Below are 20,930 nucleotides of genomic sequence, written 5' to 3' on the forward strand. Positions count from 1 at the left end.
ATATTAATGCATTGGTTGCACAATGAATACAAGTCTTAATAGGGCAGTCGTTTGCCATCCCAATGAAATAAGCCACCGGAGTCTTCAGCCGTGAGCCCCTGAATCACCTTAACAATGCGATCCGCCGAAAGTTCAGGCGAATAAAGTTTGTCTTCGGGCACACGCTTTTGAAATGGTTTCGAGAGATCGGTATCTGTCGTGCCTGGGTGGATTGCGGCAACCACAAAGGATTTATGTGAGCGTTTAAGTTCAATTGATGCAGTTTTGAGTAACATGTTTAAAGCCGCTTTACTGGCCCGGTAGCTGTACCAACCGCCCAAATAATTATCCTCGATGCTACCAACTTTCGCTGACAGTTGAATGAAAAAACGACTCTTCTTCTTGTCCAACAGCGGTTTGCACGCTTTAAGAATCATTAACGGCATGACAGCATTAACGCTAAAGAGCTTACTCAAGTTTGCTTCATTTAAATCGTCGAGCTGCTTTTCTGGGAACGTATCATCGTCATGCAGCATGCCTACCGTCGAAACAACGCCCTCAAGCACTTCACCGCGCTGATTAAATTCAGTGACCCACTGTTCTAAGGGTTCAGCGGTGTAATCCTCTATCGTCGTGTAATGTACACCGGCGACGCGTTGGTTAATTGGCTGACGCGATACTGCGATAATGGTGCTATCGTTGAACTTTTGCTTAAGCGCTTTCGTTAATGAAAGCCCGAGACCACCTGCGGCACCAAAGACTACAATTGCCATCTTGTGCGTTCTCCATCAATATAAGACTCATTCATCGTACGCAGAGATATGTAATTTTGACCAATATGAACTGGAAACTTTGGCTTAAACACGGTTTTAAATTTTCTCGGCATGTCGCACTTCGCAGTCAGTCCGACTCAATTAACGTGACCGCCGGCCATCTCACCTATGTCAGTTTATTGTCCCTAGTGCCATTGTTAGTGGTCACATTCACTGTGTTTTCCGCCTTTCCAGTCTTCGATGATCTCAAAAACAACATAGAGAGTGCGCTGTTTGCTAACCTGCTGCCCACTTCAGGCGAGCAGCTGAAAGAATATATCGATGAGTTTGTTGGTAATGCATCACAGATGACTGCCGTCGGTATCGCATTTTTATTTTTTGTGGCTGTCGCCCTTATTTCGGCGATAGATTCTGCGTTAAATAATATCTGGCGCGATACCAGCAGCCGACGTTGGACAGTATCTTTTGCCATTTATTGGATGATTTTGACACTCGGACCTGTTCTTATTGGTACGGGTTTGGCGGCAACGTCTTACTTAGTCTCGCTGTCTCAGTTTGCAGAAACGTATGTTTCGGGGATTCGTAGTTTTTTGCTGTCCGCAGTACCGGTCGTGACTAGTTTCATCGCCTTTGTACTACTTTACCAACTCGTGCCTAATCGACCCGTTAAATTCCGCTATGCGGCTTTTGGTGCCGCCTTTTCAGCCATTCTATTCGAGGTCAGTAAACAATTATTCTCGCTTTACATCACCCACTTTCCAACCTATCAGGCGATTTATGGTGCGCTTGCCACGGTGCCTATACTCATCGTTTGGATCTATTTGTCATGGTTGATTGTCTTAGCAGGTGCAGAGATGACAGTGAGTCTGGAGGAATATCGTTTAATCCATAAAAAGCGTACGCAGTCAGATTGATCTGTGCGATAGAATCGACAACCATATACTTTTTCACAAGCAAGAGTAGATAGCATGATAGGTTTAATTCAGCGCGTAAGCCGTGCTCAGGTAGATGTCGATAATAACAAGGTTGGCGGAATCGACGCTGGGTTATTGATATTACTGGGTGTTGAGCAGGGTGATAACGAGCAAAAAGCCAAACGTCTTGCCGAGCGTATTATCCACTACCGCGTGTTTACTGATGCTGAAGGCAAAATGAATCAAAGCCTCGTCGACAAGGGCTATCCGACTCTAGTTGTGTCGCAATTTACGCTCGCTGCCGATACTCGTAAAGGGCGCCGTCCCAGTTTTTCGAGCGCAGCTCACCCATCCGAAGCACAGACGTTGTACCATGTATTTTGCGACCATATCCAATCACAGGGTGTGCATGTAGAAACCGGTCAATTTGGTGCCGATATGCAAGTCAGTTTGGTAAATGACGGACCTGTCACCTTTGAACTACGAGTAGATTAATATGTATAAAGTGATAACCCCGACTACCGACACCGACTTTGAAAAATACTTTCATCTCCGATGGCGCGTATTGCGTGAACCCTTTCAGCGCCCGCTAGGTTCTGAGCAAGATGAGTACGATCAGGTCGGTTTGCACCGCATGGTCGTCAACGAAGCAGGTGAGCCGGTTGCGGTCGGACGTTTACATTTTAATAGCCCAGAGGAAGCGCAAATTCGCTTCATGGCCACCGCGCCTGAATATCGAGGCGAAGGTCATGGTGTTGCGATTATTTTTGCACTCGAAAGCGCAGCTCGCGCCGAAGGTGCCACTCACGTCATTATTAATTCACGTGATACAACCATTGGTTTTTATAAAAGATGTGGTTACCAGGTGGTGGAGGAAGCGGATACCGTCAAAAATCCGATGGCAGAACACCAACTGAAGAAGTCGTTCAGTGAACAAAACCGTATTATCTATCGCCCTGAATGGTGTGAAGAACTACAAAATACATGGACAAAAGAGATTCCTATATCTGACGCGATGGGGATCAAAATTCATCAATACACCGGACGCATGTTCGAAACGCGTGCTCAACTGTCACGTAACATCAACGTACACGGTACGATGTTTGCTGGTAGCATCTACTCGCTCGGCACATTAACGTGTTGGGGGCTGTTGCATCTGCAACTTTTAGAGAGAGAACTCGAAGGATCGGTTGTACTAGGAGATGGTAATATTCACTATCATAAACCGGTCACACGAGAGCCTCGAGCGGTCGCTTATTTGAGTGACGTAACAGGTGATTTCTCAGCGCTAAAAGAGGGCAAGAACGCGCGTATGATGATGAAGGCCCAGATCATGGATGATGAACGGCCTGTGGCTGAATTTACAGGCCGTTTTGTCGTGTTGGCTAAACGTGATTAAGCGGGCGTTATGTCCGCTAGCGTCACGCCTAAGCGACCCGACTTAATCAAATCACTCGCTGCTTTGATATCCGGTGCAAAATAGCGATCTTCCGCATAGTAGTCGACCTGTTCGCGTAAGATAGCGAACACTTCTTCTAATTTTGCACTGGCTTTTAATGGCCTTCTAAAGTTTAAGCCTTGCGCAGCCTCCAGCCACTCGATAGCAACAATATCGGCGATATTGTCAGCAATATCACTGATTTTACGCGCTGCAAAGGTTGCCATCGAAACATGATCTTCTTGATTCGCTGAGGTTGGCAGACTGTCAATCGACGCTGGATGAGCTAAGGTTTTGTTTTCTGAGGCAAGCGCTGCCGCAGTCACTTGCACCATCATAAAGCCCGAGTTCACGCCACCTTCCTCGACTAGGAACGCAGGCAAGTTGCTCAGATGTTTGTCAATCAATAGCGCGCCACGACGTTCCGACATTGCACCGATCTCACTCGCCGCGATAGAGATAATATCTGCCGCCATAGCCACGGGCTCAGCGTGGAAATTCCCACCCGAGATAATATCTTCCTGCTCACTAAACACGAGTGGGTTATCGGTCACGCCGTTCGCTTCACGTTCTAAAATCGTCGCCGCGTGCTTCAATTGATCATAAACCGCACCCATCACCTGAGGTTGGCAACGCAACGAGTAAGGGTCTTGAACCTTCTCACAATTTTCGTGATCTTTAGCAATCTCAGAGCTATCAGTCAGGATATCACGGAATGCAGCCGCCACTTGTTGCTGTCCGACTTGTCCGCGGACTTGGTGAATACGCGCGTCAAACGGTGCGCGTGACCCCATCGCTGCCTCCACTGACAAGGCGCCTACCAGAATCGAGCTATGGAATACACGCTCCACTTTAAACAATCCAGCCAATGCCAATGCGGTGGATGCCTGCGTACCGTTCAACAACGCAAGGCCTTCTTTTGGCGCCAGCTCGAACGGCTCTAAACCAGCTTTTGCCAAGCCTTCTTTGGCGGGCATACGTTCACCATTAACACGCACCTCGCCCTCTCCTAACAACGGCAGCACCATGTGTGCCAGAGGCGCGAGATCACCGGATGCTCCAACCGAACCTTTGCTCGGAATACACGGATAGACCTGATGGTTCAGCAGCGCAGTAAGGGCATTGATAACTTTTAGGCGAATACCCGAGAAGCCGCGCGCCAACGAGTTTATTTTTAGCAATAGCATTAGACGGACGACTTCATCGTCCATAAGCTCACCCGTACCGACCGAATGTGACAGCACAATACGGCGCTGTAAGTCGGTTAACTTTTCGGGTGGAATGCGTGTATTGGCGAGCAAGCCGAAGCCGGTATTAATACCGTAAACAACGCGCCCTTTATCCAATACTTTTTGTACAGTCGCTGCCGATCGCTCAATATCTTCGATAGCGGATTCCGCGAGCTCAAGCTGCTGTGGTTCGAAGTACCACGCACGGAGGTCAGCCAATGTAAGCTGACCAGGGTTTAATGGAAATTGGCTCATTGTTACTCCTTATTTCTCGAGCATGGGCAAATCAAGCCCCTGTTCTTGCGCACAGTTCTTCGCGATATCGTAGCCAGCATCCGCATGGCGCATCACCCCGGTGCCCGGGTCATTCCACAACACACGGCCCAAACGTTGCTCAGCTTCGTCGGTGCCATCGGCAACGATAACCACACCCGCGTGCTGGGAATAACCCATTCCCACGCCGCCGCCGTGGTGTAAGCTGACCCAAGTCGCGCCGCCTGCGGTGTTCAAGAGTGCGTTCAGTAGCGGCCAATCAGATACAGCATCGGAGCCGTCCGCCATACTTTCAGTTTCACGGTTAGGGCTCGCAACCGAGCCGCTGTCGAGATGGTCACGACCAATGACGATAGGCGCTTTTAATTCACCGTCACGCACCATTTCGTTAAACGCTTTCGCAATACGGGCACGGTCCTTCAGACCAATCCAGCAAATACGTGAAGGCAAGCCTTGGAAACTAATGCGTTCTTTCGCCATATCCAGCCAGTTATGCAGATGTGGGTTATCAGGAATCAGCTCTTTGACCTTAGCGTCGGTTTTGTAAATGTCTTCTGGATCGCCTGAAAGCGCAACCCAACGGAACGGACCAATACCCTCGCAGAATAACGGACGAATATAGGCTGGTACGAAGCCTGGGAAATCAAAGGCGTTAGCAACACCCTCATCTTGAGCCATCTGGCGAATATTGTTGCCGTAATCCAGTACGGCAGCGCCTTGTTGCTGGAAGTGCAACATTGCTTTCACTTGCACTGCCATTGAGCGTTTGGCTGCAAGCACAGTCGCCTGTGGATCGTTATCTTGCTCAGCCTGATATTTTTCGAGTGTCCAACCCTGAGGTAGATAACCATGCAAGGGATCATGCGCTGAGGTTTGGTCAGTCACCACATCGGGCGTTACGTTCCGTTGTTTTAGTTCTTCGTACACGTCAGCGGCGTTCCCGAGTAATCCAACCGAAATGGCCTTACCTTCCGCCATAGCGTTGTTCATTAATTCCAGCGCTTCATCCAAACTGGTCGCTTTGTGGTCCACGTAACGTGTGCGAAGTCTAAAGTCGATGCGGCTTTCATCACACTCAACCGCGAGCATACAAAAGCCCGCCATCGTTGCGGCCAGTGGTTGAGCACCACCCATGCCGCCGAGGCCACCGGTTAGAATCCATTTCCCGGTTGCATCACCCTCAAAGTGTTTGCGCGCTACCGCACCAAAGGTTTCATAGGTGCCTTGAACAATGCCTTGTGAACCTATATAGATCCAAGAACCAGCGGTCATCTGACCGTACATCATCAGACCCTTTTTATCGAGTTCGTTAAAGTGCTCCCAATTCGCCCATTCGGGTACCAAATTAGAGTTAGCAATCAGCACACGCGGCGCGTTCTCATGAGTCGGAAATACACCGACTGGTTTGCCAGATTGGACTAATAGTGACTCGTTCGGTTTTAACCGTTCAAGCGTTTCAACGATTTTATCAAAACACTCCCAGCTGCGTGCTGCACGACCAATACCTCCGTATACGACGAGCGCTTGCGGGTGCTCTGCCACCTCTTCATCAAGGTTATTCATTAACATGCGCTTGGCAGCTTCAATTTGCCAATTTGCGCAGGTTAATTCTGCGCCGCGATCAGCGCGGATAACGCGCGACTTATCTAAACGGGTAAATGACATTATTAACTCCTTTTTTAATCTAGTTTTGGCGCATCAAAGTTCATATGTCCGCCCAATTTGAATCGCGAGCCTGGGTGAGTCAGGATGGCGTAGCTCACGACGCCGCCGGAACTCCATGTCCGACGTATAATTCTTAAACACGGTTCGTCACGACTCACTTGCAGCAACTGACATACCGACGAAATCGGATGAATCGCTTCAATCTGGTGACTCGCTTCAGTCAGCGGCGTAACCACGCATAAATATTCGTGGGGCGTCACTTTGGTGTAATCCTGCTTTAAGTAGTCGGGCACCAGTTTGGGATTTACATAGCGCTCCTCTAACTGCACCGGTAAGTCGTTTTCCAAGTGCGTAATAGTGGAGTGCAAGACTTCGCTGCCCGGTTCAATTTGTAACGCCTCGGCGACTTGACTCGACGCATCCTGAATTCGTAAATGATGGACCTTAGCGCGGTATTCGTGACCTCGGTCGCGCACTTCATCAGCAATGTTCTTAATCGCCATGAACGATGTTTGCGATTTAATCGGTGCCACAAACGTGCCAGCGCCTTGCGTTCGAATCACAAGTCCCTCATCTGCTAATTCCTGCAAGGCGCGACGAGCGGTCATGCGGCTGACAGAAAACTGTTCGGCAAGAACGTTTTCAGAACTAACGGGGTGATTCTCCGGCCACTCGCCGGTCTCGATTTTGTCGTAAATGAATTGCTTTATATTGGAAAACTTGGCCATAGGACACCCAGCGGCATAAGCGTTGAACATGACAAAAAGTTTAGATCAGATCATTTGTCTATACAACCTGTATTTGCTAATCTAGTTAACACATCTAGCCAAACAGAATCCTAAGAGCCTTACATCATGCAACGAATCGAAAATATTCAACTAGTTACTTTAGATGCTGAACTGTCCGACTATGGACTGATTGAAGATGCCATCGTGATTGTTAACGGCACCCACATCGAGTGGGCAGGACCTGCGTTTGATGCCCCGTCCACACCCACCGCGGAAGTGATTGACGGCCAAGGTGGTTTAATGACGCCGGGGTTAGTTGATTGCCATACTCACTTGGTCTGGGCTGGCTCGCGTGCTAACGAGTTTGCTCAGCGGCTGCATGGCGCTACTTACGCTGAGATAGCACAAGCTGGTGGAGGGATAGCCGCGACCGTGCGAGCAACCCGAGAGGCAAGCTATGATGAGCTATTACAACTGGCACTAAAGCGAGCTAAAGCACTTATCGCACAGGGTGTAACAACTCTTGAGATTAAATCGGGCTATGGCCTTGACCTCGAGACCGAGCGTAAGCAATTACGAGTGGCGCGCGCAGTCGGCGAACAATTACCCGTACGAGTGAAAACCACGTTGCTGGCGGCTCACGCGATTCCACCCGAATTCACAAATAACGCCGACGGCTATATCGACGAAATAGTAGAACGTATTCTCCCAACGCTTGCTGATGAGGGACTGGTGGATGCCGTTGATGCGTTCTGTGAATCAATTGGTTTCTCACCTGCGCAAACAAAACGCGTATTTGAAGCGGCTCAATCCTTAGGTTTGCCCGTCAAATTACACGCCGAGCAAATCACGAATCAACAAGGTGCTCAGCTCGCAGCACAATTTAAAGCGCTTTCGGCCGATCATTTAGAGCAACTCGACGAAGCAGGTGTTCAAGCCATGGCAACGTCCGGTACCGTCGCAGTGCTGCTGCCTGGAGCGTTTTACTTTCTGCGAGATGACCAAGTGCCGCCGATTGAACTGCTGCGTAAGCACCGAGTGCCGATGGCGATTGCTACCGATGCTAATCCTGGATCGTCGCCGATTCACAACTTGCAACTGATGCTACAAATGGCGGCGACTTTCTTTAAGTTAACGCCAGAAGAGTGTTTGCGCGGCGTCACGGTTAACGCAGCTAAAGCGCTTGGTATGCATGGACAGGTCGGTGAAGTCAAAGCAGGTATGAAAGCTGATTTAGCTTTATGGGACATTCAGGATGCCGCCGAACTGACTTATCAGTTCGGCGTGAATCCACTGATTAAGCGTTGGTACGACGGCGTCGTTCACGTCCCAGCATATAAGCAATAACGAGCTCAGTTAACACTTGCCCCGTTTGCTTTTGACCCTCGTCAAAACCGGTGGGGCATAATGAAGGTGCTGCTTCAGCAAGGTGCAGGTAGGCAGCATCTTCGAGCTCGGCCAAACGTTTCACGAAACTAAATCCTTGCGCAAGGCTCAAGCCACTATAATTAACTGCGCTGGCGGGAACGCCTGTTAAACAATCAACATCGACCTCGATACCCAGTGGACGTTGCCAACTGACTGACTTAGCTGCGACTTCATCCATGACCTCCGCAAAAGGACGCCCGATAATACTGTGGATCGCATGATAGCGCATACCGGCATCAGCCATTTGTCGCAGGCTTGAGGCTGAATTTTTGGCTTGGTGTAAGCCCACAACATGATAGTGCGATAAAGCCCCATCGACATAGGCGTAACTAAAACCATTACCACTGTGCCGACCCTCACGAGCTCTAAAGTCCGCATGGGGATCGAGGTTAATAGCCCCACAAGGCTGCTGCTTAGCAGTCGAGAGACTTTTAAGTAACGGGTACGCGTTATTGTGTCCACCACCGACTAAAACAACTTCAAATCCGCGTACGAATAACGGCTCAACCACTTCGCGAACGCGCGCATCAACACGTTCAACAAGCTGTCGAATCGTTTGTAAGTCATGTTCATTATTGGCGTCTAAGGGTTCTGCCTGACTCATAAGATCGCTGCAGTCGACGGATCCGACAAGTAGCAATTCGTGCGTGGAAAGTAAGCCCGTATGTTGCAAGTTCGCAAAGCTACCTAGGAAAGCCTGCCAGCCACCCTCTGCACCGGGGCGACCGAGGTTTCCTTTAACACCGATACTCTCAGGCACACCTACAAGTGCAACGCGTTGTCCTAATTCCCACGCTTTGTCTAACGCCTCAGAGTAAGACCCCGAAGGCAGACCATTCATGGCCTGCCCGACTTTTGTTTCATGTGGCCGAAGTTTAACGTAGCGGCTTAAATCGTCAGTAATTAAAAACTCAGGCTTTTGCATTATTCGATATCAAGTGGCTCAGGAGATAAAATAACGCCGGTGCTATCCACGTAAATATGATCTTCTGGTAAAAACGTTACTCCGCCAAAATTCACTGGAATATCTATTTCACCAATTCCTTCGCTTGACGCACCTACGGGAATCGAGGCAACACCCAAAATGCCCATATCCAGTTCTTCAAGTGAGTCAACATCACGCACTGAGCCATAACAAATGATACCTTCCCAGTCATTATCCAACGCTTGCTCTGCAATGGCGAGGTCGATCAAAGCGCGGCGCACAGATCCACCGCCATCAATCAATAACACTTTGCCCCCACCATCTTGGTTCAGGGTCTCTTCAATCAGCCCTTTGTCTTCATGGCATTTAACGATGACGAGTTGTCCGCCAAATGAAGAGCGCCCGCCATAGGATTCAAACATCGGTTCAACGACATCGACCATATCGGGGTATAAATCACAAAGTTCTGAGGTATTGTATTCCATGACTGTATCCTGCGTTAGACAGTGCGAATTCAGGTAAGTATAACGGTAATTTGTGGTTTTAAAAATGCTCAATAGCCGCTTTGTTAAAATCTTTGAACGGTTATACTTGAATTATCCCACCAATGGCGCGTAATCTAATATAAATATAACAATAATTATTACTGTTTTCTGATGCCTGATCTCGATTTGGTCACCTCTTTGGCGATCGAAACATTAACTCATGTCATTCAAACTCTGATGTTGCTGGGATTCGCTGGCTTACTGCGGTTTTATCTTAAATCGTATCAGCAAGCATACCTCGGGGATTGGTCGGTCGCATGCTTGAGCTATGGTGCAAGCGAGCTTATTCGCGCTGTTCTAACATCGAGCGCACTCATCGGGACAAACTATCCTGAGTGGATTACACAGAGTCTTTATACAGGATCGATTTTTCTTCACTACTTGGCACTCACCTATATTGCTCTCGGCGCCTACAACGCCATTAAGGAACGTCACCTAAGCCAAACAACTCGGCATTTACTCCTCCTTATAACTACGTTAGCTGCCTCAGCCACAATTGCCTGGATGTTCTCAAATCAAACCGGTGAGTTGTCATTATTTGAATCTGAATTGCCACGCTTTATCGTGCCGGCCCTATTGTTCTTAGGTATTGCGCTCTTCATGTTTTTGCGCATCCCACCTGGCTTAGGTCCCAAAATTGTCGCCTCCGCATTTACATTTTTAGCAATCAAAAATCTTATTTTGTCGGCGGTGTTGTTATTCACTAATACCATTTATTTAGATTGGGTTATCAGCACTCAGGGCTTATTTACCATCGTATTCCTGACTATCATAATGGTCGGTATCGTAATCTGGCTGTTGGAATCGGAGCGTTCGACCTCGTTTTATGCTGTGCAGCGCGCCGAATATTTACACACACACGACGCCTTAACCGGTGTCGCTAACCGTCATCAATTAGTCAGTAAAATCCCCGTTTTAGTCGACTACTGCCGTTCAAATAACCGTCACCTATCCGTGATGTTACTTGGCGTTTCACGGTTTAAGTCCGTCAACGAACGGTTGGGTATTCGGGGGGGCGATCAAGTATTAAAAGAAATTGCCCGACGCTTACAACAATTTAAGCGTAAACCCGTTACCGTAGCTCGAATTAGTGGCGACGTATTTGCAATCATCTTCGATCACTTAAAAAGTCGTCGTCATATCATTGAACTTGCCACAGAGCTCCAGCACGAGTTGTCTCGGCCTATCGAGGTGAATCAGCGACAGATCACGCTGTCGGTTGGCGTGGGAATTTCACGCTACCCTCAACACGGTGTAAATGCTGAAATTTTATTGAACAAAGCAACACTAGCCCTAACCGATGCGAAGCGCCAAAACGCCTCCAATATTACTTTTTATGAGCGCGGGATGGATGACGCGTTCTCTCAACTTATTGATATGGAGCCGATTCTAAGAAAGGCGTTTAAAAATAACGAATTTGTTATTTATCTTCAGCCTCAGTTTGATTTCGACTACCAGCAATTATGTGGCTTTGAGGCACTAATCCGTTGGCAGCACCCCGAACGAGGCTTGCTCTCGCCAGCTGAGTTTATTCCGCACATCGAACAGTTAGGCCTAACCGAGTTGCTTGATAATTGGGTACTTGAACGCGCTGCCGAAATACTCGCAGATTGGAACAAACGTTTTAGTCACGTGTGGCCTATCGCGGTGAACTTATCGGCACAACAGTTCCAACAGTCTAAACTCGTCGAACACCTCACTGGATTAGTCGACAATTACCAATTAGATGCCAGTTATCTCGAGTTAGAAATTACCGAGACTGTCGCAATGTCCGATTTAAGTAATGGCATGGATGTCATTCGTCGACTTAAAGACCTCGGCTTTAAAGTCGCTATAGATGACTTCGGCACAGGTCATAGCTCACTTGCCTACTTGCGCTCTTTACCCATTAATAAGATTAAAATTGATCGAAGTTTTGTCAGCGAGCTGCAGGTTAATCGCACCGATGCGACAATATTAAAAGCAATGATTCGCTTGGCTCATGGTCTTGGTAAACGTGTCATAGCAGAAGGTATCGAAACACAAGACCAACAAGATATTCTGCAACAGCTTGGGTGCGACATGATGCAGGGCTATTTCTACTCACCGCCCATTAAGCTTGAGTTGGCAGAGCAGCTCATCGAGAACGAACTCAAACTAGGAAGAGAGCCGTTGCCAGCATCTTTGGCAACGGCATAAAGGCACCACTTATAGAATAAAGCGGCTTAGGTCTTCGTCTTGCGATAACTCACCAATGTGTTTATCGACATACGAAGCGTCAACGCTAATGCTTTCACCGCTATGATCAGTAGCATTAAAGGAGATTTCCTCCATCAGACGCTCTAGCACTGTGTGTAATCGACGTGCGCCGATGTTTTCGGTGGTCTCATTCACATGGAAGGCGATTTCTGCAATCCGTTGAATGCCATCGTCTGTAAAGCCAATTTCAACACCCTCGGTATTCAACAAGGCCTTATACTGAGTCGTTAGTGAAGCATTCGGCTCTGTCAAAATGCGTACAAAGTCACCACTGGTCAGTGCATCCAACTCAACACGAATTGGTAGACGACCTTGTAGCTCTGGAATTAGATCCGATGGCTTGCTCATCTGGAAGGCGCCTGATGCAATGAATAGGATATGATCAGTACGGATCATGCCATGCTTGGTATTGACCGTCGTACCTTCCACCAACGGCAACAGGTCGCGTTGTACGCCTTCTCTCGAAACATCAGGGCCACTACTGTCACCACGCTTACAGATCTTGTCGATCTCATCGAGGAAGACAATACCGTTCTGCTCGACAGATTCAATTGCCGCTTCCTTGACCTCGTCCGGATTAAGCAACTTAGCTGCTTCTTCATCGATTAATTGCTTAAACGCATCTTTGATCTTTATTTTGCGCTTCTTGGTCTTGTCATTGCCCATGTTCTGGAACATGTTTTGTAGCTGTGACGTCATTTCTTCCATGCCTGGCGGCGCCATGATCTCAACGCCCATTTGCGGCATCGCCAAATCAATTTCGATCTCTTTATCGTCTAAGCTACCTTCGCGTAATTTTTTACGGAACACTTGCCGTGAGTGACGTTGCTCATCATTGCCTTTATCTTCTTCTGCACCCCAGCCTCCTGAGGTACGCGCAGGCGGTAGTAGCACATCTAAAATGCGGTCTTCGGCAGCTTCCTCTGCGCGATAACGCACTTTTTGCATCATTTCTTCGCGCTTTTGCTTCACTGCTACATCGGTCAAATCCTTGATAATGGATTCAATTTCTTTACCAACGTAGCCCACTTCAGTAAATTTGGTTGCTTCTACTTTAATAAAAGGTGCGCGTGCGAGCTTAGCCAAGCGACGTGCAATCTCAGTTTTACCCACGCCCGTTGGGCCAATCATTAGAATATTTTTAGGCGTTACTTCATTACGCAAATCATCATCTAACTGCATCCGGCGCCAGCGATTTCTAAGCGCTACGGCTACCGCTCGTTTAGCTTTATCTTGACCGATGATGTGACGATTGAGTTCGTCTACAATTTCTCTTGGGGTCATATCTGACATCTTTTATCCCCTACTTATTTTTTGAGGCAGCGATTGACTGCTGTTCTTCGATGGTCTGGTAGCCATTCGTGTAAACACAAATGTCGCCTGCAATGGTGAGTGCCTTTTCTACGATATCGCGCGCCGATAACTCGGTCGTCTCCAACATGGCCGTTGCCGCTGCTTGAGCATACGGCCCCCCGGAACCGATAGCAATCAGGTCGTTTTCGGGCTGAACTACGTCACCATTACCGGTAATGATGAGCGACGTTTCTTTATCGGCAACTGCGAGCAATGCCTCTAAGCGTCGTAAAGCGCGGTCTGTTCGCCAATCTTTCGCGAGTTCTACGGCAGCTCGCATCAAGTTACCCTGATGTTGCTCTAGCTTTGATTCAAAACGCTCAAATAATGTAAATGCATCTGCGGTTCCGCCAGCAAAACCGGCTAATACTTGATCGTGGTAAAGGCGGCGTACTTTTTTAGCGTTACCTTTCATGACGGTGTTACCAAGCGAGACTTGGCCATCACCACCAATAGCGACTTTGTCGCCCCGTCTTACGGATACTATCGTGGTCAAAACAAAACCCTCTCTAGCTAATACGGTGAACTGCAAGCGATGTTGCAATGCGATTATTAGCTATTTGAGGGTGTATTGATAAGATTTCAAGGCATCCAACGATGCCTTTGCAGTTTTAACGAGTTTAGTCGAGGTTCCAGTTCCAAATCGCGCAACCGTAAATCTTAGCTCGTTGCAATTTATGCCGCTCTCTTTCAGCCGCGCGCTTGGTCTCGTAAGGCCCAAGAATCACGCGATACCAAAGACCGTTTTTACCCTCAGAGCTTCGTACTTGACTCTCTAAGCCGGCCATTGCAATTTCAGCCCTTAGACGTTCGGCGTCAGATTGCTTTCTAAATGACCCACACTGCATCAGTTTGGGAGGTCCGAGTTCGCGCTCAGGCACATCGACTTCAACCTGTTTACTTTCTAGTTCCTGAATATATTGCCACTTTTCCTTTGGCTTTGGGGGTAACTCGTCAGCCGCCTGTTGGTCTGTTTGTTTCGCTGGCAACTTATCACCATCACCATTAATACTCAGCAAACCGTAAATAAATGCGGCCATTAAAGCCAAGACAAGCACAATTGCAACCCACGGAACTTGTTTGGGTTGCTTAGCGGCAGCACCGCGAGCCGACGGTTTACCCCGTTGACCGGACGATTTGCCAGACTTCTTTTTAGGTTTGGGTTTACGATTAGCGTAATCCATGACTTACATCTTTTCTAACGTCGGTATACCCAATAATGCTAAGCCTTTTTCAAGCGTATTAGCCGTTAAACGGGCTAGTTTAAGACGACTATTACGCACCGCCTCGTCCTCTTGGTTGAGGATAGGGCAGGCTTCATAGAAGCTCGAGAAGTAACCTGCGAGTTCAAACAAGTAACCACATAAGAAGTGCGGCATGGCTTTATCGAATACACGGTTCACCACTTCCTCAAACCGAATCAGTTGATTTGCGAGCGCAAGCTCACGCTCATCTTCGAGCAGCCAGTCAGCGTCCATATCAAACGAACGTTCACCTAACTTATCGAAAATACTATTCACGCGAGTAAATGCATAAAGTAGATAAGGCGCTGTATTGCCCTCAAACGTGAGCATTAAATCCCAATCGAAAATATAATCCGATGTTCTGTTTTTTGATAAGTCGGCATATTTAACTGAGCTAATACCGACCACTTTCGCGACCGCCTCTTGCTGCTCAGCAGTCAGGTCAGAGTTCTTCTGCTGTAACAGTTCGAGTGCTCTGCGCTCAGCTTCATCCAATAAATCAGCAAGTTTAGTCACACCACCGTCGCGACTCTTATAAGGACGCCCGTCCTTACCCATAACAGTGCCGAATCCATAATGCTGAGTTTTAATATCACCCTCAATGAACTTGGCTTTACGCGCTAAGGTAAAGATCTGTTCGAAGTGCAAAGATTGACGCGCATCGACAAAATACATCAGGTAGTCGCCACCGAGTTCTTTTTGACGATACTGGATTGCAGCAAGGTCAGTGGTCGCATACAAATAACCGCCGCCCTTTTTCTGCACAATAATTGGAAGGGGTTCACCTTCTTTACCTTTAAACTCGTCTAAAAATACGCACTGCGCACCTTGGTCTTCTACTAACAGCCCTTGCTCTTTGAGATGTTCGATAACACCGGGCAGACGGTCGTTATAAGCACTTTCGGCCATCACATCGTCACGGGTTAACTTCACACCCAAACGATCATACACTTCCTGACAGTGCGTCAGCGACACATCTATAAATTGATTCCACAGCTTCAAGCAATAGTCATCACCTGACTGTAGCTTGACGACTAATTCACGTGCCCGCTCGGCAAAATCTTCGCTTTCGTCGAAGCGCTTTTTGGCAGCTTTATAAAAAGTTTCTAAATTACTGAGCTCATAGTTAGCCGCTTCGCTATCCAGCTCTTCCATGTGCGCCAGCAACATCCCGAACTGAGTGCCCCAATCACCTACGTGGTTTTGGCGAATCACCTTATGGCCCAACATTTCGGCGGTACGCGATACCGCATCGCCAATAATCGCCGAGCGCAAATGACCTACGTGCATTTCTTTCGCTAGGTTAGGTGATGAATAATCAATAACAATGGTCATTGGCTTTTCAGCACGCTGAATACCGAGATCAGCACTACTCAGCATGGTGGTTAACTGACTCTTTAACTGGTCCTGTGCGATCGTAAAGTTAATAAAGCCAGGTCCAGCGATATCGGTTTTGGCAATCAGCGTGTTCGCCGGAATCGCTTCAATAACCTTTTCCGCTAATTGACGCGGATTCATTTTTGCAGGCTTTGCCAGCATCAACGCCAGATTGGACGCAAAGTCGCCGTGTGACTTATCTCGTGGTCGGTCCAACTGAATCTTCACGGTTAGATCCGTAGGAAGAATACCGTCAGCTTTTAATTGGCCCACAGCATCAGTAATTAACTGTTCAAGTTGCTCTTTCATCGACACGACTACCTGTATTAACGTTAAAAAGGAAAGAAAAAGTGATTCACAATAAGAGGGTTAGTTTACCTGTTTTTGCGCGTTTATGTGAAGTCTTGTGGATCAATGTCCAACGACCATCGTATACGGTTGAGAATACTGAGGTTTTCCCACTGGCTGAGTAAATATTTAACGACTTGATAGCGTTGTTTACGCGATGTCGTCTGCAGTATCCATTGATAACGATAACGACCTGCTCGTTTTTCCATTAACGCGGGAATCGGACCGACGCCCATGACGCCCGCAACCTCGGGTAAGCAAGCAGCCATATGATTCAATGCCTCGACAACTTGCGCTTTGTCGGTACTTTCGGCCCGCACCAGCGCCCAATGCTTGAACGGGGGAAGCGCTGTCGCCTGCCGTTCAGCCAAAGCGGTTAGCGCAAAGTGTTGGTATCCATTATTTAGCAAATCTTGCACTAAGTCGTGCTCGGGATGATGCGTTTGTAGCACGACTCGGCCGCGTTTGTGAGCTCGACCCGCGCGACCCGATACTTGTGTAAACAGCTGAGCCAACCGCTCTGGCGCGCGAAAATCAGCGCTATACAAAGCGCCATCGACATCCAACAGCGCGACTAAAGTCACATTGGGGAAATGGTGCCCCTTGGCGAGCATCTGGGTACCCACCAAAATGTGATGTTTATGCTCGGAGGCCGATTTTAAGTGTGCGTCTAACTCGCCTTTGCGTCGTGTAGAGTCCCGGTCTATCCGCAAAACGCTGTGCTCGGGAAATCGTTGATTAAGAAAATCTTCGAGTTGTTCGGTACCCACACCATGCGATATTAAATGCGTTGAGCCACATTGCTCACACTGCTTTGGGACAGGCCGTTGGCTATCGCAATGGTGACAATGTAGGCGCCGTTGTGCTTGGTGCAACGTATAATACGCATCGCAACGTTTACACTGAGCAATCCACCCACACTCATGACACATCAGCGCAGGTGCGAAGCCACGCCTATTTAAAAACAGTAGCACCTGGTTATGCTTACTTAGCTCCTGTTCTATTTGTTGTAGCAAGGGTTCCGACAAGCCCGCCTGCATCGGTAGACCTTTCAAGTCTATAAGTTCATGCTCAACGCTTTCTGCAACACCGGCGCGTTGAGTTAGTTGCAACCAGTGAAAGCGCTGATTAACGGCATTATTAAGGGTCTCGAGCGCAGGCGTAGCACTGCCTAGAATGATCGGAATATCAAGTAATTGCGCACGTTTAATCGCAATATCGCGAGCGTGATAACGAAATCCATCCTGCTGCTTATAGGACAAGTCGTGCTCTTCATCGACGACGATCATGCCTAAATCAGCGAACGGAGTGAAAATGGCTGAGCGTGTGCCAATGACAATGCCTGCCCGATTCGATCGACTGTTGAGCCAAGCATGAAGACGTTCTGTATCATTAAGGTTAGAGTGTAAGACCTCGACTGGAACATCAAAACGTTGCCGAAAGCGCTTAATCGTTTGCATCGTCAAGCCAATTTCAGGTACTAAGACTAGCACTTGCCGACCTGCTGCTAAGACATGCTCGATAGCTTGTAAATACACCTCGGTTTTGCCACTCCCGGTTACACCCTCGAGTAGAAAGCTTGCATGACCAGATATTTGCTTAATTGCGCTAAGCGCAACCGCTTGTTCTTGGTTAACCGCGAGTGGTTCTTCGCTGAGCGCCATCTGCCAATGTTGTTCTGCATTAAGCTCAGGCCTTTCTTCAATGCGTCTAACCCAGCCTTTATCGCAAGCAGCGCTACTGACTGTGGTACTAATCTGAGCCTGCTTAAGTTGCGCTGCGCTGACTCGACCTTGTCTTAATAGCCCGAGTAACTGCTTCTGCTTGGGCGCTCGGTCAAGCGCAGTATCACTCGAACTCGGTGCATCCTGCGCCAACTCATAATAAGTAACGGGCGCATAGCCGATGGGTTTCCCCTGTCTCAACAATATGGGTAAAGCATTAGCAAATACATCACCCAGACTATGCTGATAGTAATCTGACGCCCAATTTAAAAGTTGCCACAGCTCGGCTTTCCATACCGCGGTGGTATCTAGTTGTGCCAGCACTGACTTGGCTTCAAACGTGCTCGGCGCTGCAACATTAAGTTGCGTTATAATGCCGACCAATTGCCGTTGACCAAAAGGCACCCGCACACGCGCACCGAGCACTGCCGGTTCCGACAAATCATATTGGTAAGTGAAGCTGCGCCGCAACGGCAACGGTAACGCCACTTCAATGTAGTGAGGGCTGTCTATCATAGCGCTATTCTGAAACGCAATGAGCGATAAAACAAGCGTAATAAGCCTCTTGAATGATCAGTGAAGATCGCATAAAATGCCGCGCTCTTAAACATTGTTGTTTTTTTACACATGGTGTCCTGCGCAGACGAGGCGACTGGATAGCGATGTGGCCTAACTCGAGGTATTCCCATGAAACAAGGTATTCATCCTAAGTACGAAGCAATCAAAGTAACTTGCTCGTGCGGTAACGAATTTGAAACTCGCTCTACTCGCGTAGAAGATCTACACATCGACGTATGTTCAGAGTGCCACCCATTCTACACTGGTAAGCAACGTGTAATGGACACAGGTGGTCGTGTCGACAAATTCAAGAAACGTTTTGGTACTTTGGGCAAAAAATAATTGCCGGTACGCAAAACGTATAAAAATGAGCTTTTCAGCCCATTTTTACAAAAAAGGCGCCAAATGGCGCCTTTTTTCATATCTACTCTGCTCAGAGACACCATTGTTAAAGAAAAGTTGACTGGTGTGTTTTTAAACACATCAAAAGTTAGCATGATCTGAGTGAGTCCACATAAGCAGGTAAGATTTGTTATTTTCCTAATTGCCTTTATCCTAATACATCATCCTTTATTCATTTTTTCAGGTTGCCTAAATGTCAGATTTCCGCCAAAAAGCGTTGGATTATCACCAATACCCCACACCAGGTAAGATTTCAGTTGAACTCACCAAGCCAGCTGACTCTGCGAAAGACTTAGCGCTTGCCTACAGTCCGGGTGTTGCGGAACCAGTGAGAGCCATAGCTGAAGATCCCGACAATGCCTATAAATATACGGCGAAAGGCAATATGGTCGCTGTTATTTCTAATGGTACCGCGATTCTTGGTTTGGGTAACTTGGGGCCGCTGGCATCAAAGCCCGTGATGGAAGGGAAAGCACTGTTATTTAAGCGGTTTGCAGGATTAGACTCCATCGATATTGAAGTCTCCCATCGCACTACTCAAGATTTCATTAATACAGTGGCGAATATAGCCGACACATTTGGTGGTATTAATCTTGAGGATATCAAGGCGCCTGAGTGTTTCGAAATCGAGCAAGCGCTTATTGAAAAATGTAACGTACCTGTGTTTCATGATGACCAACACGGCACGGCTATTGTGACCGCTGCAGGCATGTTGAATGCACTTGAAATCCAAGGTAAGTCCCTTAAAGATGCCCATATTGTTTGCATGGGTGCGGGGGCCGCCGCCATCGCCTGTATGGAGCTACTTATCAAATGTGGTGCGCAACGCGAACATATTTACATGTTGGATTCCAAAGGTGTCATCCATACTCGCCGCGAGGATCTCAACGAATATAAAGCGCTCTTCGCAAACAACACTGACAAACGGACGCTCGAAGAAGTCATTGAAGGGGCCGACCTGTTTCTCGGTGTTTCAGGACCTGACCTACTCTCGCCAGAAACGCTTAAACTGATGGCTGATAAGCCGATCGTGTTCGCTTGCTCTAACCCGGATCCAGAAATTAAGCCCGAATTAGCTCAGCAAACTCGCGACGACATTATTATCGGCACTGGTCGTTCTGACTACCCTAACCAAGTCAACAATGTGTTGTGCTTTCCGTTCATGTTTCGCGGCGCTTTAGATGTGCGTGCAACCGCAATTAACGATGAGATGAAAATTGCAGCGGTTGAAGCCATCCGCCAGCTCGCAAAAGAGGAAGTGCCTGATGAGGTCAAAAAAGCAGCCGGTATTGATGAACTCACTTTCGGCGCTGATTACATCATTCCTAAACCCATGGACCCTCGCTTGTGTCAGCGCGTAGCTAAGGCAGTGGCAGAGGCAGCGGTCGATTCTGGTGTTGCCAAAATCCCGCTACCTGAAAACTATATGCAAGATTAAGGCGTATCGAGTTCATCATCTGCAGGAATTGGAAGCCCTCGTGCTTCTAATTCTTCGCGTACTGCCTTAGGTATTTTATTTGGATTGGTCTTTTCTAAATCGGTATCCGTCGGCAACGGTTGGCCCGTAAAAGCGTGTAAAAAGGCTTCGCAGAGTAGTTCGCTGTTCGTAGCATGACGTAAGTTCTTAACTTGACGGCGAGTTCGCTCATCGGTGAGTACTTTAAGCACGCGAGTCGGTATTGATACGGTTACCTTTTTTACCTGTTCGCTTTTACGCCCGTGCTCTGCATAGGGGTAGATATAATCACCATTCCACTTCATCGTGAGAGTCCTGCCTTAGTCAAAAACC

General features: G+C 48.0%; 19 protein-coding genes. 7 read left to right on the top strand and 12 right to left on the bottom strand.

What is annotated here, in order from left to right:
- Positions 1-35: 35 nt before the first annotated feature.
- Positions 36-752, bottom strand: a complete 717-nt coding sequence (locus AWU56_RS09820; RefSeq protein ID WP_006954576.1) for an SDR family NAD(P)-dependent oxidoreductase — start codon at positions 750-752, stop codon at positions 36-38.
- Positions 753-817: 65 nt separating this feature from the next.
- On the opposite strand from AWU56_RS09820, the gene AWU56_RS09825 reads away from it, so the two are divergent.
- From AWU56_RS09825 to AWU56_RS09835, 3 genes are read left to right on the top strand one after another with little or no spacing between them, the layout of a single operon-like run.
- Positions 818-1,666 carry a virulence factor BrkB family protein gene (locus AWU56_RS09825; RefSeq protein WP_006954577.1) on the top strand — a complete coding sequence of 283 codons (849 nt, stop codon included), beginning with the start codon at positions 818-820 and terminating at the stop codon, positions 1,664-1,666.
- A 54-nt stretch (positions 1,667-1,720) separates the two neighbouring features.
- The gene (gene dtd / locus AWU56_RS09830) at positions 1,721-2,161 is read left to right on the top strand and encodes a D-aminoacyl-tRNA deacylase (protein WP_286682406.1); all 441 of its coding nucleotides are present in this window, start codon (positions 1,721-1,723) and stop codon (positions 2,159-2,161) included.
- 1 nt (position 2,162) lies between these two features.
- Positions 2,163-3,065 (top strand): bifunctional GNAT family N-acetyltransferase/hotdog fold thioesterase, encoded by a 903-nt coding sequence (locus AWU56_RS09835; protein ID WP_006954579.1) that lies wholly within the window; start codon positions 2,163-2,165, stop codon positions 3,063-3,065.
- Here AWU56_RS09835 and hutH read toward each other — a convergent pair.
- Genes hutH through hutC form a run of 3 tightly spaced genes read right to left on the bottom strand, consistent with a single transcriptional unit; the run spans position 3,062 to position 6,999 of the window.
- Complete coding sequence (hutH, locus tag AWU56_RS09840) at positions 3,062-4,588, bottom strand: histidine ammonia-lyase (RefSeq protein ID WP_286682407.1); 1,527 nt, start codon at positions 4,586-4,588, stop codon at positions 3,062-3,064. The genes AWU56_RS09835 and hutH overlap by 4 nt on opposite strands.
- Before the next feature lie 9 nt (positions 4,589-4,597).
- Entirely contained in the window at positions 4,598-6,271 is a 1,674-nt protein-coding gene (gene hutU, locus AWU56_RS09845; protein WP_286682408.1) for a urocanate hydratase, read from the bottom strand.
- 14 nt (positions 6,272-6,285) lie between these two features.
- Entirely contained in the window at positions 6,286-6,999 is a 714-nt protein-coding gene (hutC, locus tag AWU56_RS09850; RefSeq protein WP_272977705.1) for a histidine utilization transcriptional repressor HutC, read from the bottom strand.
- A gap of 126 nt (positions 7,000-7,125) precedes the next feature.
- Here hutC and hutI point away from each other — a divergent pair, with 126 nt between their 5' ends.
- Entirely contained in the window at positions 7,126-8,346 is a 1,221-nt protein-coding gene (gene hutI, locus AWU56_RS09855; RefSeq protein ID WP_272977706.1) for an imidazolonepropionase, read from the top strand.
- Here the strand turns inward: hutI and AWU56_RS09860 are convergent.
- Both AWU56_RS09860 and rraA read right to left on the bottom strand, forming a co-directional pair.
- Entirely contained in the window at positions 8,297-9,352 is a 1,056-nt protein-coding gene (locus AWU56_RS09860; RefSeq protein ID WP_006954584.1) for a formimidoylglutamase, read from the bottom strand. The genes hutI and AWU56_RS09860 overlap by 50 nt on opposite strands.
- Positions 9,352-9,837, bottom strand: a complete 486-nt coding sequence (gene rraA, locus AWU56_RS09865) for a ribonuclease E activity regulator RraA (RefSeq protein ID WP_006954585.1) — start codon at positions 9,835-9,837, stop codon at positions 9,352-9,354. Before rraA ends, AWU56_RS09860 begins: the two co-directional genes overlap by 1 nt.
- 171 nt (positions 9,838-10,008) lie before the next feature.
- On the opposite strand from rraA, the gene AWU56_RS09870 reads away from it, so the two are divergent.
- Positions 10,009-12,075, top strand: a complete 2,067-nt coding sequence (locus AWU56_RS09870; protein WP_286682409.1) for a putative bifunctional diguanylate cyclase/phosphodiesterase — start codon at positions 10,009-10,011, stop codon at positions 12,073-12,075.
- A gap of 9 nt (positions 12,076-12,084) precedes the next feature.
- Here AWU56_RS09870 and hslU read toward each other — a convergent pair whose 3' ends face one another.
- The 5 genes from hslU to priA form a co-directional block, all read right to left on the bottom strand.
- Entirely contained in the window at positions 12,085-13,428 is a 1,344-nt protein-coding gene (gene hslU / locus AWU56_RS09875; protein WP_006954587.1) for an ATP-dependent protease ATPase subunit HslU, read from the bottom strand.
- A 10-nt stretch (positions 13,429-13,438) separates the two neighbouring features.
- Positions 13,439-13,984 carry an ATP-dependent protease subunit HslV gene (gene hslV / locus AWU56_RS09880; protein ID WP_040487670.1) on the bottom strand — a complete coding sequence of 182 codons (546 nt, stop codon included), beginning with the start codon at positions 13,982-13,984 and terminating at the stop codon, positions 13,439-13,441.
- A 124-nt stretch (positions 13,985-14,108) separates the two neighbouring features.
- Positions 14,109-14,672: an SPOR domain-containing protein gene (locus AWU56_RS09885; RefSeq protein ID WP_286682410.1), complete on the bottom strand. Its 564-nt coding sequence runs from the start codon at positions 14,670-14,672 to the stop codon at positions 14,109-14,111.
- A gap of 3 nt (positions 14,673-14,675) precedes the next feature.
- Positions 14,676-16,418 carry an arginine--tRNA ligase gene (argS, locus tag AWU56_RS09890; RefSeq protein ID WP_272978375.1) on the bottom strand — a complete coding sequence of 581 codons (1,743 nt, stop codon included), beginning with the start codon at positions 16,416-16,418 and terminating at the stop codon, positions 14,676-14,678.
- A gap of 83 nt (positions 16,419-16,501) precedes the next feature.
- Positions 16,502-18,697 (bottom strand): primosomal protein N', encoded by a 2,196-nt coding sequence (gene priA / locus AWU56_RS09895; RefSeq protein WP_286682411.1) that lies wholly within the window; start codon positions 18,695-18,697, stop codon positions 16,502-16,504.
- A gap of 171 nt (positions 18,698-18,868) precedes the next feature.
- Between priA and rpmE the strand changes: the two genes are divergently transcribed.
- Together rpmE and AWU56_RS09905 are read left to right on the top strand one after the other, a co-directional pair.
- The gene (gene rpmE, locus AWU56_RS09900; protein ID WP_006954592.1) at positions 18,869-19,081 is read left to right on the top strand and encodes a 50S ribosomal protein L31; all 213 of its coding nucleotides are present in this window, start codon (positions 18,869-18,871) and stop codon (positions 19,079-19,081) included.
- A gap of 253 nt (positions 19,082-19,334) precedes the next feature.
- Complete coding sequence (locus tag AWU56_RS09905; protein ID WP_272978373.1) at positions 19,335-20,579, top strand: malic enzyme-like NAD(P)-binding protein; 1,245 nt, start codon at positions 19,335-19,337, stop codon at positions 20,577-20,579.
- Here the strand turns inward: AWU56_RS09905 and metJ are convergent.
- Positions 20,576-20,902: a met regulon transcriptional regulator MetJ gene (gene metJ, locus AWU56_RS09910; protein WP_006954594.1), complete on the bottom strand. Its 327-nt coding sequence runs from the start codon at positions 20,900-20,902 to the stop codon at positions 20,576-20,578. The two genes, AWU56_RS09905 and metJ, sit on opposite strands and share 4 nt — an antisense overlap.
- Between the last annotated feature and the right edge of the window lie 28 nt (positions 20,903-20,930).

The organism is Idiomarina sp. T82-3 (genome assembly GCF_001577655.1).
Taxonomy (GTDB): Bacteria; Pseudomonadota; Gammaproteobacteria; order Enterobacterales; family Alteromonadaceae; genus Idiomarina; species Idiomarina baltica.